The organism is Veillonella rodentium (assembly GCF_900187285.1).
In the GTDB taxonomy this organism is placed as follows: domain Bacteria; phylum Bacillota; class Negativicutes; order Veillonellales; family Veillonellaceae; genus Veillonella; species Veillonella rodentium.
Genome location: NZ_LT906470.1, coordinates 621,658 through 642,662 on the forward strand (window position 1 = coordinate 621,658; position 21,005 = coordinate 642,662).

The following is a 21,005-nucleotide window of genomic DNA, read 5'->3' on the forward strand; positions in this document are numbered from 1 at the left end:
ATATTGTAGTCATATTAATTTCATAAAATATGTTTATAGTAGTACTCATTCCTGGCATTATATGCTATAATAATAAAGATTTAATACTCTTTTAAATAAAGATTTAATTTTCTTTATAAGGGATGAATTCTAGGAGGAATTTATGTTAAAACCAAAAGCCTACAAAAGTATGCTTGCAGCATCCGTGTTGACTGCTGTCGTGGGGACTGGCAGTGTTTTTGCTGCAGAGGTACAGGCAGGCTATGTTCCTGATCTGAACAGCACTACCACGACCGGTGCGGCTACGAGAGCTGATGCAAGAATTACACAGGCTGTATTTAATTCAGGTGAAGCAGCGACTGGAACGACTCAAGATGAAACTGATGCGGCTATTTTAGCAGCTCGTGGGGATACTACCGTATCCAGTGACGGAACCGTAGTACAAGGCTCTGACGGAACCGTGACTGTTAATAATGCCGTTTTGAAAACAGATGACAAACAAGTAAAAATGGTATCGAAAACTACAGGTGGTACTGACCTTGATAAAGCCGCTGAAAACGGTCAAACTCAGGCTGTTACAACTGTAGAGGCTCAATATGTAACATCCGCTAATGCTGAAATTGTGAATCCTTATGTAGGTAAAACCATTACGGGCTTATCTATTTCCGGTGTTACAGCAGAACAGCAGACACAATTATTGCCTATTCTAAGTCAGAAAGTGGGCGATGCTGTATCTGTTGACGGCGTTTTTAAGGACGTTCAAAATCTTGGTAATACAGGCTATTTTTCTGAAGTAAATCCTATATTCACTTCCGTTCCGGAAGGCGTTAAAGTTGATTACGCCGTAACGGTAAATCCTATTACAAATGGTGTTGTATTTGAAGGTAATACCGTTTATTCGTCTGAAGTGTTGACGAAGTTTATGGATATTCAACCGGGCCAGGTACTCAACTCCGTCTACGTAGGTCAGAAGGTACAAGGCATCAATGCCGCTTATGCTCGTGACGGTTATATGTTGGCTCACGTTGACGGCATCCGTGTGGATGATCAGGGCATATTGCACATTCATATCGTGGAAGGCATGGTTGAAGACATCATTCCTGCGGGTAATAAGAAGACCCGTAATAAGGTTATTACTCGTGAATTCATTCAAAAAACAGGTAAACCGTTCAATAAATTCCTTGTACGTCGTTCCGTAGAACGCGTATATAATTTGGGTTTCTTCGATGATGTAAACGTTCGCATGTTGCCTGGTGAACAAGATCCTAATAATGTTATCATCGAAATCGATGTACTGGAACATAAAACAGGTACGGTTACGCTAGGGGCCGGCTATTCCAAATCCGACGGTCTTGTAGGTATCGTTGAGTTCGGTGAAGATAACTTCCGTGGTACCGGTGATAAGTTCAAGGTACACTGGGAAATCGGCGGTAAGAAGAAATATAAAAACTACCAGATTTCCTACTTGAAACCTTGGATTGACAGCAAGGGTACATCCCTTGGCTTCTCCTTCTTCAACCGTGAAGATGAGTACACTGACTACAATGAAGATGGTAACGAAGTAGCGGAATACAACAAGAAATCTCGTGGTTTCAATATTTCTTTCGGCCGTCAGACCGGCGAATATACACGTGATTACTTGACATTAGAATCTCGTAAGGATACTTACAAATGGGATAGCGATGAAAGTTCCGGTTATCGTTATGACCGTGATGCCGGTGCAGGTCCTAACGGGGCTTGGAATAACGGTAATTACAACTTTGCATCCGATAACTATGTGGCTAATAACTTCGGTCGTATTAACTCTGCTACATGGCAAAAGGTATATGACTCCCGTGATAATATTTATGAACCGACTCGCGGTCGTCGTATTTCCTATACTGCACAATGGGCAGGTCATGGTTTAGGCGGTGACTTTGATTTCTATAAATTTACGGCTGAAACTCGTATGTACAAAAAGTTAGGCGCTAAGAATGTATTGGCATTCCGTGCCCGTGCCGGATTTATTCAAGGTGATGCACCATATAGCCAATTGTTTACTTTGGGCGGTGCTGATTCCTTGCGCGGTTATGAAGATGATCAATTCCGCGGTAAGAAAATGTACAATGCTACATTGGAATTCCGATTCCCTATAGTTAAAAAGGTTAGCGGTGTATTGTTCGCCGATATCGGTGATGCATGGGATGCACCGAATGTTACTTGGTATAACAGTAAGAAGAACTTTAACTATGGCGTTGGTGCCGGTGTTCGCATTACAACTCCTATCGGTCCTGTTAAACTTGACTACGGTGTTGGTAAGCATAAAAATAAATTCCATTTCAGCTTCGGTACACAATTCTAATATTGAAAATGTATATGGTGAAAGTCTCTTTATAAGAGGCTTTCACCAATATCTCTATATGGCATCCTTTGATGCGGTAATTAACAGAAATGAGGGCATTTCATTATGATGCGAATGATGAACAACAAGACGAATGTAAAAATATTTTCTATCGTCATTGCTGCTATTTTTATTATAGGTATCGGTGCGTTGGCATATACGCAAATGGCGTCGCCGACAAGTAACGGCGGTTCCAGTACGGTAGGGGTTATCGATACGTCTCGCATGATGTCTCAGGATAATCCGATTTATGTCAATGCAGCTCAGGAGTTTATGAGCTATCAAAGTCAATTACAAAAAGACGCACAAGCTAAAATTGATGCAGCTCCGGATGATGCGTCAAAACAAAAAATTGCAGAAGAAATGCGTGAAAATTTAGCAAAGAAAGACCAGGAAATTGCGAAGTCCGTCCAAGATAAAGCAATGGAGGCTGCAAAAGCTGTAGGGGATGCTAAAGGCTTGAGCGTTGTTATGACTAAAGACAGTGTATTATATGGCGGTGTAGATATTACCGACCAGGTATTAAAAAAATTATCTTCAGAAGCAAAAAAATAAGCGGTAGTTCTATGTAGGGGAAACGACAATGAACGGGAATAAACGATATATCGGGTTAATCATATTTCTCGTTGCTGCACTGGGGGCTATGGTTTGGTTTTACGGTTTTGTGACGAATCGGCAACATAATTCCGATGGAATATCCATCGGTGTCGTACGCATGGATGATGTGCTGGAATTCAATCCGTCTTATGAAGATTACAAGCAAGCCAAGCAAGAATTGGATTTGCTTAATCGACAATATCAATTGGAGCAGACTGCTTTAAATGCCAAGTCGGACGCTCAAGAGGAACAATTGAAATCGTTAGCCTTAGATTCAACTTTGTCTGATGCTCTTACGGTAGAACTGCAGACTCGTATTGCAACGAAAGAAAATGAACTTAATCAGCAACTGAATGCGAAACGCAATGAATTGACGCAGAAGTACTTATCGGAGTTAAAGGTGAGTGCCAATGCATATGACCTTGAAATCGTTAATCTTCAGCTGGATTTGTATGTTTATGATGATCGCGTATATATAGATGATGCACAACGACAACAGGCGATGGCTGAAAAGGCTAAAAAAGAGGAGCGCCTGAAAGAGTTACTGGCAAAACGCCAACCATCCAGTTCAGATGTGGATGCTATTAAAAATAAGGTTGAGGCGGAACTTGCACCATTACAAAAGAAAGGGCAGGAAGAGCTCAATCAATATGCGGCATCGTTACAACAAGAATTGGCTGCTAAGCGGGATGACATGATGCAACGACAGGCACAAGCGATTATTTCCAATAATAATTTACCTGTTGCACAGGATTGGAATGATACTTGGGCTAAAAAGCTGTCTGATAAGGAAGCGGAAGTGAGTGCTCTTCATGAAGCGATATTGGAAGATGTGCGTATGCGTGTCGGCATTATTGCGGAGGAACAGCATTTAGATTTAGTTATTATTGATGATGGTGGCAATATTAAAGGCCTGGATATTACGGATGCGGTAAAAGCATCTTATCGGGTTCAATAAGGAGTATATTATGAATAAACGTATGAAATCTTTGGTATTAGGTGTATCTTTAGTGGTGTCTATGGCCGTTATCGGCGGATGCGGATCTAATAATATCGGTTACGTGGATAGTGTGAAAGTTGCGAACAGCACTGAAAAAGGTATCACTATTACTAAAGAAATTAATGCTAAAAAAGCAGAATTGAATGCAAAAATTGCAGCTGCTGATGAAGCATCTAAACCTCAAGTATATAAACAAGCGGAACAGGAATTGGCTACTTTCAGTACTGCAAAAGCCCAAGAATTCCGTCAATATCAGGATCAACAAATCAGTGAACTCGTAAAAGATAAAAAGCTTGACGTAATCATTGAGAAGGGTGCTGTTATTGGTGGCGGTACGGATGTAACCGATGATTTGATCAATAAAATGGGTAAGGCTACAGATGATCAAATCAAAGAGGCTGAAGCTGCAGCGCAAGCCGATGAACAACAGTCCAACCAACAAGATAATCAGCAAGATAATCAACAAGGAGCGGCGCAACCTGCCGAAGGTAGTGCAGAAGCTTCAGAATAATCTATTTTAAAAATAGGGGGAGATTACCTTGGAAAAAAACTTACAGGAACTTGCGAAATTAGTACAAGGTCGCGTTGTAGGTGATGATACGGTACGCATCACGGAAACACGTAGTTTTGAGCAAGCTGCAAAACAATCTATTACCTTTGCTGTCGGAGATTATGTGGAACATATCGGACTCTGTCAAGCCGGTGCGGTTATCGTAGAGTCTGAGATACCTGATGCGCCAATGTCACAGATTGTAGTCGATAATGCGAAGTCTGCCTTTGCACAGATTCTGGAATTGTTTCATCCGCCTGTAGTGGTACCTCGTGAGGTGCATAGCACGGCGATTATAGGTAAGAATGTATCCATAGGTAAAAATGTCGCTATTGGAGCGTACTGTGTAATCAATGATAATGCCGTGATCGGTGATAATGTAACGATTCGACCATATGTGTATATCGGTCATAATGTACGAATCGGTGCGGACTCCGACATTTATGCGGGTGCTATCGTACATGAAAATTGTATCCTCGGTCAGCGAGTTGTATTGCGTGCGAAGGCTGTAATCGGTGGTGAAGGTTTCGGCTTTGCTACTGAAAATGGCGTACATACTCACATTCCTCAAGTGGGAAATGTCATTTTAGAGGATGATGTGGAAGTCGGGTCCTGTTCGACAATCGATAATGCGACAATGGGGTCTACTCTTGTACGACGTGGTACTAAAATTGATAATTTAGTACACTTGGGACATAATGTTGAAATCGGTGAGGACTGTTTTCTTATTGCTCAGGTCGGAATCGCAGGCAGTACCAAATGCGGTAACCATGTCATCTTTGCCGGACAGACAGGTTGTACGGGACATATTACCATTGGTGACAATGTACAATTTGCAGGAAAAACAGGTATTACCGGTAATGTACCGTCCGATTGCGTTATGGCAGGGTATCCTATGAGGCCGCACAAAGAATGGTTGAAATTAGCGGCTTATGAAAATCGCTTACCGGATATGGTAAAAACGGTAAAACAATTACAAAAGGAAATTGAAGCTTTGAAAGCGCAGCTTAAGGAGAGCTAATAATCCATGTATAGGTTTATGAAAATCTTTAGTGCCTTTATTTGTATGTTGCCGAAAGGTTTACAATATGCGATTGGCGCGTTGCTTGGTGAAATTGCGTGGCTGGTTGTGCCGCCTAAACGTAAGCGATTAGCTATCGGTCAGATTATGTTCTGTCATATTACAGATGATCCGAAGGAAGCACGTCGTATTGCAAAGGCGAGTACAACTCGATTCGGACGTATGATTATCGATGTATTGCGTTATCCTGAAATCAAGGATGGTGCTTATAAAGATATGGTCGAGTTTATCAATCGTGAATACTTGGATGATGCTCTTGAAAATGGTCGCGGTGCAATTTTGGCTGCTGTTCATAGCGGTAACTGGGAATTATTAGGTGGTGTGCTCGCATCTGAAGGCTATCCCCTGATTTCCGTAGCTATGAAACAGAATGGTGATTCCGATCGGTTTATTAATGAATATCGACGTATTATGCATCAGCATGTTACGTATAAAACCGGTGTGCGCGAAATGATAACAGAACTGAAAAAGGGTGCTTTCCTAGGGTTGATTATGGATCAGGATCCCGGTGATGATGGTGTATTGGTACCGTTTTTCGGATACGAAACCTTAACCGCCGCTGGCCCTGCCGTATTAGCTCGCATGCAGGATGTTCCTATCATTTTTGTTACCATTCATTACAATCCATATTCTAGAAAACATGAAATTGAAGTACATCCGCCGATGTATGTAGAGCGTACGGATGACAAAAAACGTGATATTTCTGTTACGACAACGCGTTTAAATGAGTTTATTGAAGATTATATTCGCCGGTATCCGGAGGATTGGTTCTGGTTGCATAATCGCTGGAAATGGACTCGTCGTTATTATGGTGAGCAGATTGAAACGCCACCGGATGTCTTTCGATAAATAGTCAATTTCTTGTATCGCCTATGCAAATAGGGTATAATACAAATTGGTGTATAGTAAATATAAATCAGAGTATGAAAGGACATTCTTATGAGTAAGCCACAACAGACGATTAAACAGGCTGTTTCATATCAAGGGATTGGCCTTCATAGCGGTGAACCGGTAACTATGGTTTTTAAACCTGCACCTGAAGATACAGGAATTGTGTTTGTACGTACGGACATTGAAGGGAAGCCTTCTGTGCGAGCACACATTGATAATGTGACGAACACTATGCGCGCTACTACGTTAGAAAATGGTGAAGCTAAGGTATTTACCGTTGAGCATATATTAGCAGCGTTCAGTGCTATGAATATCGATAATTGTTATATAGAAATGGATTCTCCGGAACCTCCAGTAGGTGACGGTAGCAGTGCGGTCTTTGTCGATTTGATAGAGAAGGCGGGCTTTGATATACAGACGGCAGAACGCCGGGTATATAAAATCAAGCAATCTCATGCCGTATATGATGAAGATCGATTTATCGTCATCCTTCCGTATGATGGATATCGCATGACATTTACTTCTATCAACAGTCATCCATTACTTGGAACCCAGCAATGTGATTTTGAAGTCACTCCAGCGTACTTCAAGGAGCACATAGGCTCGGCTCGAACTATTGGATTTATGAAGGAATTGGAACAATTACAGGCTATGGGTCTTGCTAAGGGCGGCAATTTGGATAATGCATTGGTTTATGATGATGAGAAATGCTTATCTGTCCCTCGCTTTGATGATGAACTTGTCCGCCATAAGGCGCTTGATGTTATTGGGGATTTGTTTTTATTAGGACCTATTGAAGGCCATGTAATCGCTTTAAAATCGAGTCATGAACTTAATTCGCGTTTGGCTCACAGTATAATGGAAGAAATAAGGGAGACATAGCCATGATTCTTAATCACGAAGATATTTTAGAAATTTTACCTCATCGTTATCCAATGCTCTTAGTAGATCGAATTACTGAGTTGGAACCTATGAAGCGTGCTGTGGGCATTAAAAATGCCACCTTTAATGAACTTTTCTTCCAGGGGCATTTCCCGGGAAATCCTGTGATGCCTGGCGTTCTGATTACAGAAGCAATTGCTCAAGTAGGGGGTATTGCTCTTTTATACCCTGAAGAAAACCGTGGTTTGACACCGATGTTTACAGGCATTGATAAGGTTCGTTTCCGTCATCCTGTAAAACCCGGTGATCAAGTGCGCATGGAAGTTGATATCGTTAAGATAAAAGGCCGTATGGGTAAGGTGGAAGGCCGTGCCTATGTGGGGGATAAACTGTGCGCTAGCGGTGAATACATGTTTGCCCTTGTATAATAAACTGAGGAGTGATTATAGTGATAGTTGTAGGCATGGAAAATGCAGAATCCAACATCCATAGTACAGCCATAGTCCATCCAAATGCTAAATTGGGCAAAGATGTAATCGTAGGTCCTGGTGCAATCATTGGGGAACATGTCGTGATCGGCGATGGAACCAAAATTGGTGCACATGTTGTGATTGGTGGTTGGACAACCATTGGTAAGCGTTGTGAAATTTATCCGAACGCATCTATTGGGTTGGAACCGCAAGATTTAAAATTTAAAGGTGAAAAAAGCTTTTGTAATATCGGCGATGAGACGGTTATTCGCGAGTTTGTCACCATCAGTCGGGCTACCGGCGAAGGTGAAGAGACTCGCGTCGGAAATAACTGTTTGCTTCAAGCTTGTACTCATGTAGCTCATAATTGTATTGTAGGTAATAATGTGATCATGAGTAACTGTGCCGGTCTTGCAGGTCACGCTATTGTTGAGGACCGCGTAGTAATCGGTGGACTTGCCGGTATTCACCAATTTGTGAAAATCGGTCGTAATGCCATGGTCGGCGGTATGGCTAAAGTGGTACAGGATATTCCTCCGTATGTTATCGCAGATGGTCAACCGGCACGCGTTATCGGACTTAATTCGGTAGGCTTATCTCGTGCAGGTATTTCCGAAGATGTACGACGTGATTTGAAACAGGCATTTCGCATTATTTATCGTTCCGGATTCAGTTTATCCAAGGCGATTGAAGAAATGGAAATGCAGCTTGATTCTTCTGTAGAAATAGAAAATTTATTACGATTTTTGCGCAATGCCGATCGTGGTATTATGCGTACTCGTCGCGATTAATAATAAGGGATCTCGTAGTATTACGGGGTCCCTTTCTATTGTGGTAAAAGCTGTGTTTTAATGGTAAAAAATGGTCATTTATAGTACAATATACTGTATATGAGTACGTCATCGGACGGTAATTCTCGTATTGTTAAATTGTATACAACCAGTATGTAAATATAAGCTTGGACCGACAGGTCATATAGGAGGTATAGTTTTGGCAAAGGTAGGATTGATTGCGGGCATCGGTATATTGCCTGTAGAATTCATGCGTGCCGCACACCTATTAGGGCACGAAGTGGTTGTTATAGGTGTGGTACCTGATATAGACCCGGCCCTTGAACGTGAAGCCGATGCTTTTTACAGCATAGGTGTCGCAAAATTGGGAAAAATTTTCAAGACCTTAAAGAAGGAAGGCGTCGTTGAACTGACCATGCTGGGAAAAGTGACTAAGGAAATCCTCTTTAACGGTTTATCGTTCCCCGATCTAAAGACACTGGGGGTCTTACGCCGTCTTAAAAATCGCAAAGACGATACGATTATGCTTGCCATTGTCGATGAAATTGAGCGGGAAGGATTTAAAGTTCTGGATCAGACCGTATATTTAAAGCCTTTTATGCCTAAAGTAGGGGTGCTTTCACAAACATCACCCACCGATGAACAATGGGAAGATATCTGTTTCGGATTTGAATTGGCGAAACAAATGGGTGCTCTTGATATTGGACAGACTGTTGTCGTAAAACATAAGGCGGCCATGGCTATTGAAGCCATTGAAGGCACAGATAAGTGCATTTTACGCGGCGGTGAATTAGGCAGAGGCGATGCTGTTGTCGTGAAGACGGAGAAGCCGAATCAGGATGTGCGTTTTGACGTACCTGCGGTAGGCATTAAAACGTTGATGTCCATGATAGATAGCGGATGCAAGGTATTGGCTGTAGAAGCGGAAAAAACTATTTTCGTACAGCAGCAGGAAGTGCTTGATATGGCAAATCGTCATAATATTGTCATATGCGCCGTAAACGAGGATTTTGTGAATGCCAGAAAGGATGCACGATGAAAATCATGTTTTCTGCCGGAGAAGCATCCGGTGATACTCATGCTGCCAGTGTTGCTGCGGCATTGCGCGAACTGGATCCTACGGTAGAATTGTTCGGAATGGGCGGCACCTTGATGGAACGGGCCGGTGTTCGCATTGTATATGACATCAAAAATCTTGGTGTCATAGGCATTGTAGAGATTATTAAATCGTTGCCGAAATTCTTTAAACTACGCACGTATTTAAAACGGGTCATGATGAAAGAAAAACCGGATATTCTTGTCTGTGTAGATTATCCGGGTTTTAATATGAAACTTGCCGCAGTAGCGCATGAACTCGGTATTCCGGTGGTATATTATATTGCACCGACCATATGGGCATGGCATAGTAGTCGTGGCGATACCATTCGAAAATATGTGACGAAGGTAGCTTCGATTTTTCCGTTTGAGGCGGAGGCATATCGAAAATATAAATGTGATGTTGAATTTGTAGGGCATCCATTGTTGGATATCGTTCATCCGACGATGAACAGAGGTGAAGCTTTAGTATATTTTGATGTCCGAAAAGAGGCTAAAAAAATATTACTTATGCCCGGCAGCCGTAAACAGGAAGTCATGTCACTACTTGATACAATGCTGAAGAGCGCCGAGATATTAATGGAAACCCATGATGATATGCAGTTCTTTTTGCCCCGTGCGCACACTATTGACCGCAGTGAACTGGAATCGGTTATTGAGTCTCATAATGTGCCGGTAACGATCACGGAGGACCATACATACGACTTAATGCAAATCTGTGATGCCTGTCTTGCCGCTTCAGGGACCGCGACACTTGAAACGGCTATGATGGAATTGCCTACCGTCTTACTGTATCGCGTATCACCGATTACGTATGGTATCGGTAAAATGGTGGTTAACGTATCTCACGTGGGCTTACCGAATATTATCGCCGGTAAAGAAGTGATACCGGAACTTTTACAAGATGAGGTAAATCCGAAACGCATTGTAGCGGCCGTAGCGCCGTTAATCGATGATGAGTCGGCAAATGCGGCCATGCGCACGGAGTTGCGCGAAGTACGACATGCATTAGGTGAACCGGGGGCGGTAAAACGCGTAGCGCACCTCGTATATGACCTAGCTAAGGAGAAGTGTAATGAATAGTTATTCCAGGCTTTTATATTTTGTAAAGCCTTATTATAAGCGCATGATATTTGCCGTATTCTGTATGATTGTAGCGGCAGCCGCGTATCTGGTCGTGCCATGGCTCATCAAGAATGTGGTGGATCAGGTTTTACAAGATAAAAATATGTTTATGCTGAACCTGATTGTAGGGGCGATTATTCTTATCTTCTTAATTCGAGGTTTTGCTACGTATGGTCAGACTTATAATATGTCCTATATCGGTCAACGCGTTATCATCGATGTGCGTGAAGCGATTTTTAATCATCTTCAACGCTTGAGTTTATCTTATTTTGATCGCCGTAAGACGGGCGTTATCATGAGTAATCTCACCAACGACGTGGCAGCCTTACAAACGGCGGTGGTGGATAATCTCATATCCTTCATAACCGAGTCCGTAACGCTTATCGGTTCTCTCGTATCGATGCTGCTTATTGACTGGAAGTTGACGTTGGTTACCTTTATCACTGTGCCTGTTGTATTATTGATTATCAACGTATTCGGTAAGAAATTACGCCTTGCCGGTCACGATGTACAGGGGCGTATCGCTGATATTACGGCGCTTTTACAAGAGGTTATCAGCGCGGTGCGGGTCGTTAAATCCTTTGCGCGCGAAGATTTTGAGCGTAACCGTTTTGAAACGGAAAATGCCCGTAACTTCAAGGCTGTTATTAAGGCCACAAAACTAACCAGCTTATTGAGCCCTATGGTCGAGTTTTCCGCTGCCGTTGCCGTGGCGGTTATCCTCTGGTATGGCGGTTATTCCGTTGTAACCGGTACGATTACGGCAGGGTCTCTTATCGCATTTTTGATTTATGCTATCAATCTGTCGAATCCGGTAAAGCGTTTGAGTCAAGTTTACGGTAATATTCAAAAAGCTTTGGCTGCAGCGGATCGCGTTTTTGAAATTTTGGATACTAAAACTGATGTTATCGAGAAACCCGATGCAGTTGTATTACCGGCTATTACGGGCGATGTGGAATTTAATGATGTATCCTTTTCCTATGATGGTGAAAAACCGGCATTGGAACATTTTACTCTATCTGTTAAGGCCGGTGAAAGTGTGGCGCTCGTTGGTCCATCCGGTGCGGGGAAGACGACATTGGCAAATTTACTGCCTCGTTTTTATGATGTCACTGACGGTTCCATCACTATCGACGGATATAATGTAAAGGATGTAACGTTTAAGTCTTTGCGCGAACAAATCGGTTTAGTTCCGCAGGAAACCGTATTATTCAATGCCACGATTCGTGAAAATATTCTCTACGGTCGCCTTGATGCGACGGATGAAGAAATATACGAAGCGGCAAAGGCCGCTAATGTATTGGAGTTTGTCGATAAATTGCCGGACGGACTCGATACGATCGTAGGTGAGCGCGGCAGTTCCCTATCAGGCGGTCAACGTCAACGGGTGGCTATTGCTCGTGCGATTTTAAAGGATCCACGCATTTTGATTCTCGATGAAGCTACGTCTGCTTTGGATACGGAAAGTGAAAAACTCGTTCAGGAGGCGCTCGATCGTCTCATGAAGGGGCGTACCGCATTTGTCATCGCTCATCGATTGAGCACCGTTCAGAATGCGAATCAAATTGTTGTACTTAACCATGGTCGCCTGGTAGAGCAGGGGACTCACCAGGAGCTGCTAGCTATTGAAGACGGGTTGTACAATCATCTTTACTCTGTTCAATTCTCCAATAAAGGATAACCATGTACTGGATATACAACGTATTGCTCATATTCTATTGGATAGGCCTGATACCGGTCATTTTGTACCGGCTCGCTTTTGAAGACGGATTTTATGAGCGCATTAAACAGAGTGCGGGCTATATGCCTGCATCATTATTAAAAAAAATAGAAGGACGCCGTGCGATTTGGATTCACGCCGCATCTGTCGGTGAAATCGTGGCTACCAGTCCGCTGGTAAAAGAAGTGAAAAAAGAGTTCCCTGAGGCCGTCGTTGTTGTATCCGTAGTTACGGCTACAGGCCATGCAATGGCACACCGCATTATTCCGGAAGCGGAAGGAATTATCTTTTTCCCTCTTGATCTGCCATATTTGACCCGTAAGATTTTACATATTATCAAACCTATTACGATTTTATTGGTGGAAACCGAAATTTGGCCGAACTTTTTACGAATCGCTCAATCTGAAAATATACCTGTTATGATGGTAAATGGTCGTATTTCGGATCGCAGTATGAAGCGATATCGCTATATCAGTGCTTTCACACGGGAAATGCTGCGGTCTATCGAACGATTCTGCATGCAATCTAAATTTGATGCAGCGTATATCGCACGACTTGGCGCTAATAAAGCGGATATTACCGTGACGGGCAATATGAAGTATGATCAGACATATGCCACCGTGTCCAGTGAAGAGAAGCAGCAACTGCTTGATGAATTCGGATTTGGAAATAATCACCCGATTATTGTCGCGGGCAGTACCCATAAGGGCGAAGAGGAGGCTATTTTTGAAACCTTTACACAGGTCTTGCAGGAGTACCCTCAAGCACGTTTATTGATTGCGCCGCGTGAAATTTATCGTGGCCATGATGTACAAAGCCTTGCGAAACGCTATAAACTGAATGCCATTTGTCGCAGTGATATGACTGAGCCCGTACATGAAGGTATTCCCGTGGTTGTTCTCGACACGATCGGTGAACTCGGGCGTCTTTACAGTTTAGGGGATATTATATTTGTGGGTGGTTCGCTGGTGCGAACCGGCGGACATAATATATTGGAACCGGCTGCTCACGGTAAGCCTATTCTGGTAGGCCCTCATATGTTCAACTTTAAAGAAATCTTTTCGCTCCTTAATTCGCGAGGGGCTTGTGAACAGGTAAAAAACGGTAAAGAATTGACCGAGATGGTCTTGCGCCTTTGCAACGACAAAGCCTTGGCTGAAGAGATGGGCGAACATTGTCTGGAAATTATTAGAGAAAATCGCGGAGCTACACGACGTAATACTCAAGAGTTGCGCCAGTTATTTGAAGCACATCATATCATTCCATAATAGGAAGGAGAGACTCTTATGAGTGGGGAAGAATTATTCAAATCCATTGTCAGTGGTGAAAATAAGTCCATATTGGGCGATATGGCTCGATCCGGACTTGCATTTCTCAGTAAAGGCTATGAAAAGGCCGTATCAATCCGCAATGCCCGTTTCGATGAAGGAAAGGGCGTTAATAAGGTGACTGTGCCTGTCATCAGCGTCGGTAATATCACGGCCGGAGGTACCGGTAAGACGCCGATGGTGCGATTTATTTGTGATGTGCTCGCTCAGAAAGGATTTCATCCTACTGTGTTGAGCCGAGGCTATCGGGCGGAGGATAATAAAAAGAATATTATTATTTCCCGAGACGGTACCATGCTGGTGGAGCCGACCATAAGTGGTGATGAAGCCTGGTTGTTGGCAAAGGTGTTGTCGAAATCTAACGTTATTATCGGTCGGGATCGTACTCAATCGGCGATTATTGCCATTGATAAGCTTGGTGCGGATTGTCTGGTTATGGACGACGGCTTTCAGCATAGGGGGCTGGCTCGAGACATCGATATTGTCCTTGTCGATGCATCCAATCCGTTCGGTTATGAGCATGTACTGCCGCGAGGTTTATTACGTGAACCGCTAAGCGGGTTACAGCGGGCCGATATCATTGTCCTCACGAAGGTTGATCAGGTGGCACCGGGAATCGTATCGAGCATACGGAAACGATTGGCTCAAATGCTACCACAGACACCGATTTATGAAACGATCCATAAACCGCAGGCCTTATATACTTTAGATGAATGGGCAGCCGGTGCAAAGGGGTCTCCCGTGGGAACTCATAAAGAAAAGAGGATTATGGCTGTCAGCGGCATCGGAAATCCGCAGTCTTTTACCAGAACCTTAGTTGATGTGGGCTATAATGTGGTTCATACGTTGGCGTTTGGGGATCATCATGAGTTTACCAATGACGATGTCGTGGAGATTTGGAAACAGGCATTTGCACATCAGGCGGACATGATCTGTATTACGGAAAAGGATGCTGTGAAGTTAAGTCAGTTGCATGCAATTGAAGACTTGAAAACACCGATTCTGGTGCTATCTATCGGCATTGAATTTGTAGCCGGAAAACAGGAATTCATAGAAAATTTAGAGATTTAGTGTATAATAATAAGATGTATAAATGACAAAAAGGGGGGCTTATTGTGCAATTTGGATGTATAATTCCGGCCCGTTACGGGTCTACACGATTGCCTGGTAAACCTTTGGCCGATATTGCCGGTAAACCGATGATTCAAAGGGTTTATGAACGCGTGTCACAAGCGAAAAAAACAATGTATACTATTGTGGCTACCGATGATGAACGGGTATTCAAGACCGTCCAAGGTTTTGGCGGTACCGTGATGATGACAAATCCGAATCATCCGACGGGGACTGACCGTCTTGCGGAGGTAGCGGCTCAATATGCTGATTTAGATGTGATAATCAATGTACAGGGTGATGAGCCGATGATTGATTTCACGCTGATCGATGATTTGGCGCGACTTTTTGAGGATGATCCAAATTTGCAGATGGCCACCGTTGCAACGCCTCTTTTAAAGGAGGAATATGATGAGCCGTCCGCGGTAAAGGTTGTCCTTAATAACCGAAATGATGCGATGTACTTTTCCAGATCCCTGATTCCATATCCTCGACAGGATTTTGTGAAAGCACCGCTTAAACATATCGGCATTTATGCATATCGCAGGGATTTTCTGTTAAATTACGCTAATATGGAGCCGACAGCGGCGGAACAGACCGAGTCGCTGGAGCAATTACGGGCTCTTGAAAATGGATATACTATTCGCGTTATTCTTACGGATAAGCGATTTATCGGTGTAGATACACCGGAAGACTTGGCTCGCGTAAATGCCATTTACGCACAAGAGGAGAGATAAATGAAAACAGTTCAAATTAATAATATTACCGTAGGGGGAGGCAAGGGGCTATTTGTCCTTGCCGGACCTTGTGTGATTGAGGATTATGATCGCACATTGGCTATCGGCAAACGGGCTAAAGAAATTTGTGAACGCGTAGGTGTTCCTTACATATTTAAGGCCTCCTTTGATAAGGCTAACCGCTCCAGCTTTAACTCCTTCCGCGGGCCCGGCTTGGAGGAAGGCCTCAAGATATTGGCTTCTATAAAAAAAGAACTCAACGTGCCTGTAGTCAGTGATATTCACTCTATTGAGCAAATCGAACCGGCTGCTGAGGTATTGGATATTTTGCAAATTCCTGCATTCCTGTGCCGCCAGACGGATCTCGTATATGGTGCGGCAAAAACGGGTAAATGCGTGAATGTAAAAAAAGGGCAGTTTATGGCTCCTAAGGATATGGAGAATGTCCTTAATAAGATGAAAGAAACAGGAAACGAAAATCTAATGCTGACGGAACGGGGATTCAGCTTTGGGTATAATAATCTCGTTGTAGATATGCGTTCGTTTCCAATCATGCGTTCGTTTGGCTATCCTGTAATCTTTGATGCAACACATAGTGTGCAGTTGCCGGGAGGTGCGGGTACGAAATCCAGCGGGAATCGTGAGTTTGTGCCTAACTTGGCACGTGCTGCCGTAGCTAGCGGTGTGGACGGGCTTTTCTTTGAGGTACATGATAATCCTGAAGAAGCATTGTCCGATGGACCTAATATGTTGTATTTAGACCAATTTGAAGCATTGCTTCGCGATTTAGTAGCTATTGATAAAATCGTTAAAGGTTAGGGGCGGTATTGGTGACTATTTTAGAACAAGCGGCACAGGTACTTCACGAAGAGGCTCGTGCTATTGAACAACTGAGTTCTCGTTTGGATCATAATTTTGTTAATGCTGTAAATATGATTTTGGCTTGTAAGGGGCGTGTTGTGTGCACCGGGATGGGTAAATCCGGTCATATAGGACGTAAAATAGCGGCCACATTGGCGAGTACAGGGACTCCGGCGCTCTTTATGCATCCCGGCGAAGGTGTACATGGAGACCTCGGCATGATTACTGAGGATGACGTAGTATTGGCTTTTTCCAATAGCGGGGAAACAGGTGAAATTATCAGTATTTTGCCGTCCTTACGTCGCATCGGTGCCAAGTTGATCTGTGTAGTAGGCAATCCGAACTCCACATTAGCTAAGAATTCCGATATCGTTTTATTGGCTGAAGTGGAACGTGAAGCCTGTCCGTTAGGGTTGGCACCTACCACGAGTACAACGGTGGCGCTTGCTTTAGGTGATGCACTGGCTGTGTGCCTGTTGGAACGCCATCATTTTACACCGGAAAACTTCGCCATATTCCATCCGGGCGGTTCTTTAGGTCGTAAATTATTGTTGACCGTGGAGAATATTATGCATGGCGGCGCGGACAATCCGATTGTTCACAAAGGCGCTTCTGTTCGAGATGCATTGTTTGTAATGACTGAAAAGGGATTAGGCGCTACAAATATCGTGGATGAAGAAGGCTATCTCATCGGTCTCGTTACAGATGGCGATGTACGTCGTGGCCTTGACTCGGGCAGTAATTTCCTCGAGTGGCCGGTGGAAGATATGATGACGACGATGCCTCGCACGATTACAAAGGATAAATTAGCCGCCGAGGCGCTCCATTTAATGGAAAAGAATCAACCTCGACCTATTACGGTGTTACCGGTAGTAGATGCGGATAATAAATGTCTCGGCATTGTTCATATTACGGATTTGTTGCGCAGAGGCATTGTATAATAATGGATATTCGATGGATTGTACTTGATGTAGACGGTGTTTTATCCGACGGCTCGCTGATCTATACATCCGGCGGTGAAGAAATGAAGGCTTTTTCCGTAAAGGATGGCTTAGGTCTCACGGCTGCCCGTAAGGTCGGTATTAAACTGGCCATCATTACGGCTCGTAGATCGCCGATGGTTGAACGTCGTGCCAAAGAGCTTCATTTTGACGCATTAATCATGGGCCATGCAAATAAAACAGAGGCATTGTGTACTCTTTGTATGGAACATGGTATCGATGCGGAAAATATCGCTTACATGGGTGATGACCTTAATGATTTAGGGGCACTACAGATCGTAGGTTTACCGATGGCACCTCAAAATGCGGTACCCGAGGTAAAGAATATAGCTAAATTTATTTCTCACGCTGCGGGCGGTCATGGTGCCGTGCGGGAAGCCGTGGAATATATTTTGAAGAATCAAGGCTTATGGGACTCTGTCATAGCAGACTATGCTCGGGAGGCACATGCTTATGGACAATAAAGGAGGTGAGCAGAATGAACAATGAATGGCAATACCATTTAGTTAAAGCTATTAGTTGGCTTGTATGTCGACTGCCATATAAACTCATTTTGCTCATAGGTGCTAGTTTAGGCCCTATATATGGCCTTATAGCGAAGAAGCAAAAGCTTAGAGGCATTAAAAATATAAAGATAGGCATGAATATGAATGACCAGCAGGCTGAAGAGCTCATTAATCGTTTATTTAAGAATCTGGGCCGCAGCGTCATGGAAGTCCTATATATGCCGAATTTAACAAAATCTTTTATTAATAAACACATTGAACTGCGCGGTATCGAACATTTGGAGTCAGCCATTGCGGAGGATAAAGGTGTCATCGTTCTCACCGGTCATGTAGGCAATTGGGAATGGATGGGGGCTGCTATGGCGGCACACGGATACCCATCTACGACTATTGTAAAAAAACAGCCGAATGCTCAATTCACACGTCTGATGAATGAATATCGCGAGATGGTGGGACTTGATGTGTTTGCCAGCGGCGGTAACGAAATCGTATTGGCTGCAAAGGCTTTAAAGAAGAAAAAACTGCTTGGTTTCCTTGCTGACCAAGATGGATATATACATGGTTTACCTGTTCCGTTTTTAGGGCAGGAATCTTCGGCCGTGATGGGGCCGACTACATTTGCAAAAAAATTCGGGTCCCCGGTGGTGCCGATTTTTACTTCTCGTAAACCTGAAGGCGGGCATATCGTTCATATTTTACCTGCATTGCACTATGTGGATACCGGTGATGAAGAAGTGGATATGTATCGCCTGACAGAGGAATGTGTTCGTGTAACCGAGGACTTTATTCGTCAACATCCGGATGAGTGGCTTTGGTTCCAACATCGTTGGATGACCAAGATGAACGAAATTGTTGATTACGATAAGAAAATGGCTATTCGGGAGAGGGCACATGAAAAATAATAAAAAGTTAATTGCTATTGTGGTCGCTGTAGTATTTGTCCTGGTAGGGCTTATCGTATATATCATGAAAGATTCTGGCGAATCCACAACGACTCAGACAGGTGCCGGGCAACTAGTTAATTTCCAAGGTGCAGATTTGCAGGAGGAAAAGGACGGTAAATTGGTGTGGGCCTTATCGGCAGAAAAAATTGAATATGACCCGCGAACGAAAGCTATCGTTTTGACAAATTTAAAGGGTCAATTCTATCAGAATAATGTGACCACAACAATTACGGCTCCTCATGCGGTCCTGACAGGAGACAGAAATTCTCTTGATATCGATCAGGGGGTAACTGCAACAAACACGGAAGGGGCAACCTTTAAAACAGAGGCTTTACATTTTGATAATAAAACAAAACAGCTTACATCTCAGTCGGCTTTCACCTATACCAGTAATGACGTGACATTAGTGGGCGATAAACTGGAAGGCAATATGTCGTTACAACAGATTAAAGCCATAGGTAATGCGAAATTAACAAAGAAGTAATAGTGAGGAAATATGATGAATAAGAAGAAACAGATCGGTATGGCCGTATTGGCTGCACTCATGACCGCATCCATTACGGCATGGGCGGCCAATGATCCGTTGACCATCAGTGCGGATACATTATCATATGATGGTACTACAGGTCGTGCGGATGCGAAGGGAAATGTCGTGATTACCCAACTTGATAAAACCATGACCGGTGCAAACGGCTGGTATAATACGAAGACACAAGAGGCTAATCTTGACGGCGGCGTATCCATGATTGGTACCGATATGTCTATGTCGGCTCAATCCGTTCATAGCTTTAACAATAATAAATTCACCGCCATGGGTGATGTGCATTTACAACGAGCGGATCGCCAAATCTTTGGTAATTCCGTTGAATATAATACAGATACGGAATATGGTTTAGTATCCGGAAATGCACGATTGATTGCGGAAGGGACGACCTTGACCGGCGATCAGGTTGAAGGCTGGTTGAAGGAGATCAGAGCCGTTGCTAAGGGTAATGTAACCTTTGCTAATCCGGAACGTAATGTATCCGGTTCGGCTGACCGCGCTACGTATACACAAACGCCAAATCAAAATGACGGGGTTGTGTTGTTATCCGGCTCTGCGCATGCCGTACAAAACGGTAATGTGCTGAATGCACCGGAGCTTAAGATTCGCCTTGCTGATGATTCCGCAGAAACATTAGGGGGCCGTAGCACATTAGTCATTGTTCCAAATCAGTAAGGATCGTATATGTATATAGAAACCAAAAACTTAGTCAAAACCTTTAGCGGTCGCAATGTCGTGGATGGGGTGAGTCTGCGCGTTGATAAGGGGCAGGTTGTAGGCCTCTTAGGTCCTAACGGGGCAGGGAAAACCACATCATTCTACATGATTGTGGGGATAGAACGACCTAGTTCTGGTGTCATTACCGTAGATGGAAAAGACATTACGAATATTCCCATGTATAAGCGGGCCGCTGAGGGTATCGGATATCTGCCGCAGGAGGCTTCCATATTCCGTTCCATGTCCGTTGAGGACAATATTCGTGCCATGCTGCAGACTACATCAAAATCCGCTGATGAAATTGAATCCATCGTGGAATCCCTTATTGAGGAATTTCATATCGAGCATGTGCGCGACCGCATGGGGATGCAGTTGTCCGGCGGTGAGCGACGTCGTGTTGAAATCGCACGCTGTTTAGCCTTGGAACCGAACTTCATTTTGCTTGATGAACCATTTGCCGGGGTTGACCCGATTGCGGTGGCGGACATACAGCAAATCATATTACATGTTAAAAATCGAGGTATCGGTATTTTGATTACGGACCATAATGTGCGGGAAACATTGGGGATCGTTGATAAGGCGTATATCTTGAGTAGTGGTAAAATCCTCTTGGAAGGAACCCCTGATGAGATTGCGAATAATCCGATTGCGCGAGAACATTATTTGGGGGATAACTTTAAATTATAGGAGGGGACC

Annotated in this window: 22 protein-coding genes; all 22 read left to right on the forward strand. The window is 43.6% G+C overall.

Annotated elements, in window-relative coordinates:
- Positions 1–142 precede the first annotated feature (142 nt).
- The 22 genes from CKV62_RS02700 to lptB all read left to right on the forward strand — a co-directional run bounded on the left by CKV62_RS02700 (position 143) and on the right by lptB (position 20,996).
- Positions 143–2,320, forward strand: a complete 2,178-nt coding sequence (locus tag CKV62_RS02700; protein WP_095065526.1) for a BamA/OMP85 family outer membrane protein — start codon at positions 143–145, stop codon at positions 2,318–2,320.
- Between the two features lie 105 nt (positions 2,321–2,425).
- Complete coding sequence (locus CKV62_RS02705) at positions 2,426–2,914, forward strand: OmpH/Skp family outer membrane protein (RefSeq protein WP_038117036.1); 489 nt, start codon at positions 2,426–2,428, stop codon at positions 2,912–2,914.
- Between the two features lie 28 nt (positions 2,915–2,942).
- Complete coding sequence (locus CKV62_RS02710) at positions 2,943–3,914, forward strand: coiled-coil domain-containing protein (RefSeq protein ID WP_095065528.1); 972 nt, start codon at positions 2,943–2,945, stop codon at positions 3,912–3,914.
- Positions 3,915–3,924: 10 nt separating this feature from the next.
- Positions 3,925–4,467, forward strand: a complete 543-nt coding sequence (locus CKV62_RS02715; protein WP_095065530.1) for an OmpH/Skp family outer membrane protein — start codon at positions 3,925–3,927, stop codon at positions 4,465–4,467.
- Between the two features lie 28 nt (positions 4,468–4,495).
- Complete coding sequence (gene lpxD, locus CKV62_RS02720) at positions 4,496–5,527, forward strand: UDP-3-O-(3-hydroxymyristoyl)glucosamine N-acyltransferase (protein ID WP_095065532.1); 1,032 nt, start codon at positions 4,496–4,498, stop codon at positions 5,525–5,527.
- Between the two features lie 6 nt (positions 5,528–5,533).
- Positions 5,534–6,436 carry a lysophospholipid acyltransferase family protein gene (locus tag CKV62_RS02725; protein ID WP_095065534.1) on the forward strand — a complete coding sequence of 301 codons (903 nt, stop codon included), beginning with the start codon at positions 5,534–5,536 and terminating at the stop codon, positions 6,434–6,436.
- Positions 6,437–6,526: 90 nt separating this feature from the next.
- Positions 6,527–7,360 (forward strand): UDP-3-O-acyl-N-acetylglucosamine deacetylase, encoded by an 834-nt coding sequence (gene lpxC, locus CKV62_RS02730; RefSeq protein ID WP_095065536.1) that lies wholly within the window; start codon positions 6,527–6,529, stop codon positions 7,358–7,360.
- A 2-nt stretch (positions 7,361–7,362) separates the two neighbouring features.
- The gene (fabZ, locus tag CKV62_RS02735) at positions 7,363–7,788 is read left to right on the forward strand and encodes a 3-hydroxyacyl-ACP dehydratase FabZ (RefSeq protein ID WP_038117023.1); all 426 of its coding nucleotides are present in this window, start codon (positions 7,363–7,365) and stop codon (positions 7,786–7,788) included.
- A gap of 20 nt (positions 7,789–7,808) precedes the next feature.
- Positions 7,809–8,621 (forward strand): acyl-ACP--UDP-N-acetylglucosamine O-acyltransferase, encoded by an 813-nt coding sequence (gene lpxA / locus CKV62_RS02740; RefSeq protein WP_084214635.1) that lies wholly within the window; start codon positions 7,809–7,811, stop codon positions 8,619–8,621.
- Between the two features lie 199 nt (positions 8,622–8,820).
- Positions 8,821–9,660 (forward strand): LpxI family protein, encoded by an 840-nt coding sequence (locus tag CKV62_RS02745; RefSeq protein ID WP_095065538.1) that lies wholly within the window; start codon positions 8,821–8,823, stop codon positions 9,658–9,660.
- Positions 9,657–10,799 carry a lipid-A-disaccharide synthase gene (lpxB, locus tag CKV62_RS02750; RefSeq protein ID WP_095065540.1) on the forward strand — a complete coding sequence of 381 codons (1,143 nt, stop codon included), beginning with the start codon at positions 9,657–9,659 and terminating at the stop codon, positions 10,797–10,799. Before CKV62_RS02745 ends, lpxB begins: the two co-directional genes overlap by 4 nt.
- Positions 10,792–12,522, forward strand: coding sequence for an ABC transporter ATP-binding protein (locus CKV62_RS02755; protein WP_095065542.1), 1,731 nt, complete (start codon positions 10,792–10,794; stop codon positions 12,520–12,522). Before lpxB ends, CKV62_RS02755 begins: the two co-directional genes overlap by 8 nt.
- Positions 12,523–12,524: 2 nt before the next feature.
- Complete coding sequence (locus CKV62_RS02760; protein ID WP_095065544.1) at positions 12,525–13,829, forward strand: 3-deoxy-D-manno-octulosonic acid transferase; 1,305 nt, start codon at positions 12,525–12,527, stop codon at positions 13,827–13,829.
- Between the two features lie 18 nt (positions 13,830–13,847).
- Complete coding sequence (gene lpxK, locus CKV62_RS02765; protein ID WP_095065546.1) at positions 13,848–14,960, forward strand: tetraacyldisaccharide 4'-kinase; 1,113 nt, start codon at positions 13,848–13,850, stop codon at positions 14,958–14,960.
- Between the two features lie 44 nt (positions 14,961–15,004).
- Positions 15,005–15,736: a 3-deoxy-manno-octulosonate cytidylyltransferase gene (gene kdsB / locus CKV62_RS02770; RefSeq protein ID WP_095065548.1), complete on the forward strand. Its 732-nt coding sequence runs from the start codon at positions 15,005–15,007 to the stop codon at positions 15,734–15,736.
- Positions 15,737–16,555 carry a 3-deoxy-8-phosphooctulonate synthase gene (kdsA, locus tag CKV62_RS02775; RefSeq protein WP_095065550.1) on the forward strand — a complete coding sequence of 273 codons (819 nt, stop codon included), beginning with the start codon at positions 15,737–15,739 and terminating at the stop codon, positions 16,553–16,555. It abuts the gene before it with no gap.
- An 11-nt stretch (positions 16,556–16,566) separates the two neighbouring features.
- Complete coding sequence (locus CKV62_RS02780) at positions 16,567–17,538, forward strand: KpsF/GutQ family sugar-phosphate isomerase (RefSeq protein WP_038117003.1); 972 nt, start codon at positions 16,567–16,569, stop codon at positions 17,536–17,538.
- A 2-nt stretch (positions 17,539–17,540) separates the two neighbouring features.
- On the forward strand, positions 17,541–18,062 hold the full coding sequence (locus CKV62_RS02785; protein ID WP_095065552.1) for a KdsC family phosphatase: 522 nt from the start codon (positions 17,541–17,543) through the stop codon (positions 18,060–18,062).
- A gap of 14 nt (positions 18,063–18,076) precedes the next feature.
- Complete coding sequence (locus CKV62_RS02790; RefSeq protein WP_038116999.1) at positions 18,077–19,006, forward strand: lysophospholipid acyltransferase family protein; 930 nt, start codon at positions 18,077–18,079, stop codon at positions 19,004–19,006.
- Entirely contained in the window at positions 18,996–19,532 is a 537-nt protein-coding gene (gene lptC / locus CKV62_RS02795; RefSeq protein WP_038116997.1) for an LPS export ABC transporter periplasmic protein LptC, read from the forward strand. The genes CKV62_RS02790 and lptC overlap by 11 nt, the downstream gene beginning before the upstream one ends.
- 15 nt (positions 19,533–19,547) lie before the next feature.
- On the forward strand, positions 19,548–20,267 hold the full coding sequence (locus CKV62_RS02800) for an LptA/OstA family protein (RefSeq protein WP_038117142.1): 720 nt from the start codon (positions 19,548–19,550) through the stop codon (positions 20,265–20,267).
- A 9-nt stretch (positions 20,268–20,276) separates the two neighbouring features.
- Entirely contained in the window at positions 20,277–20,996 is a 720-nt protein-coding gene (lptB, locus tag CKV62_RS02805; protein WP_095065554.1) for an LPS export ABC transporter ATP-binding protein, read from the forward strand.
- Positions 20,997–21,005: the final 9 nt, after the last annotated feature.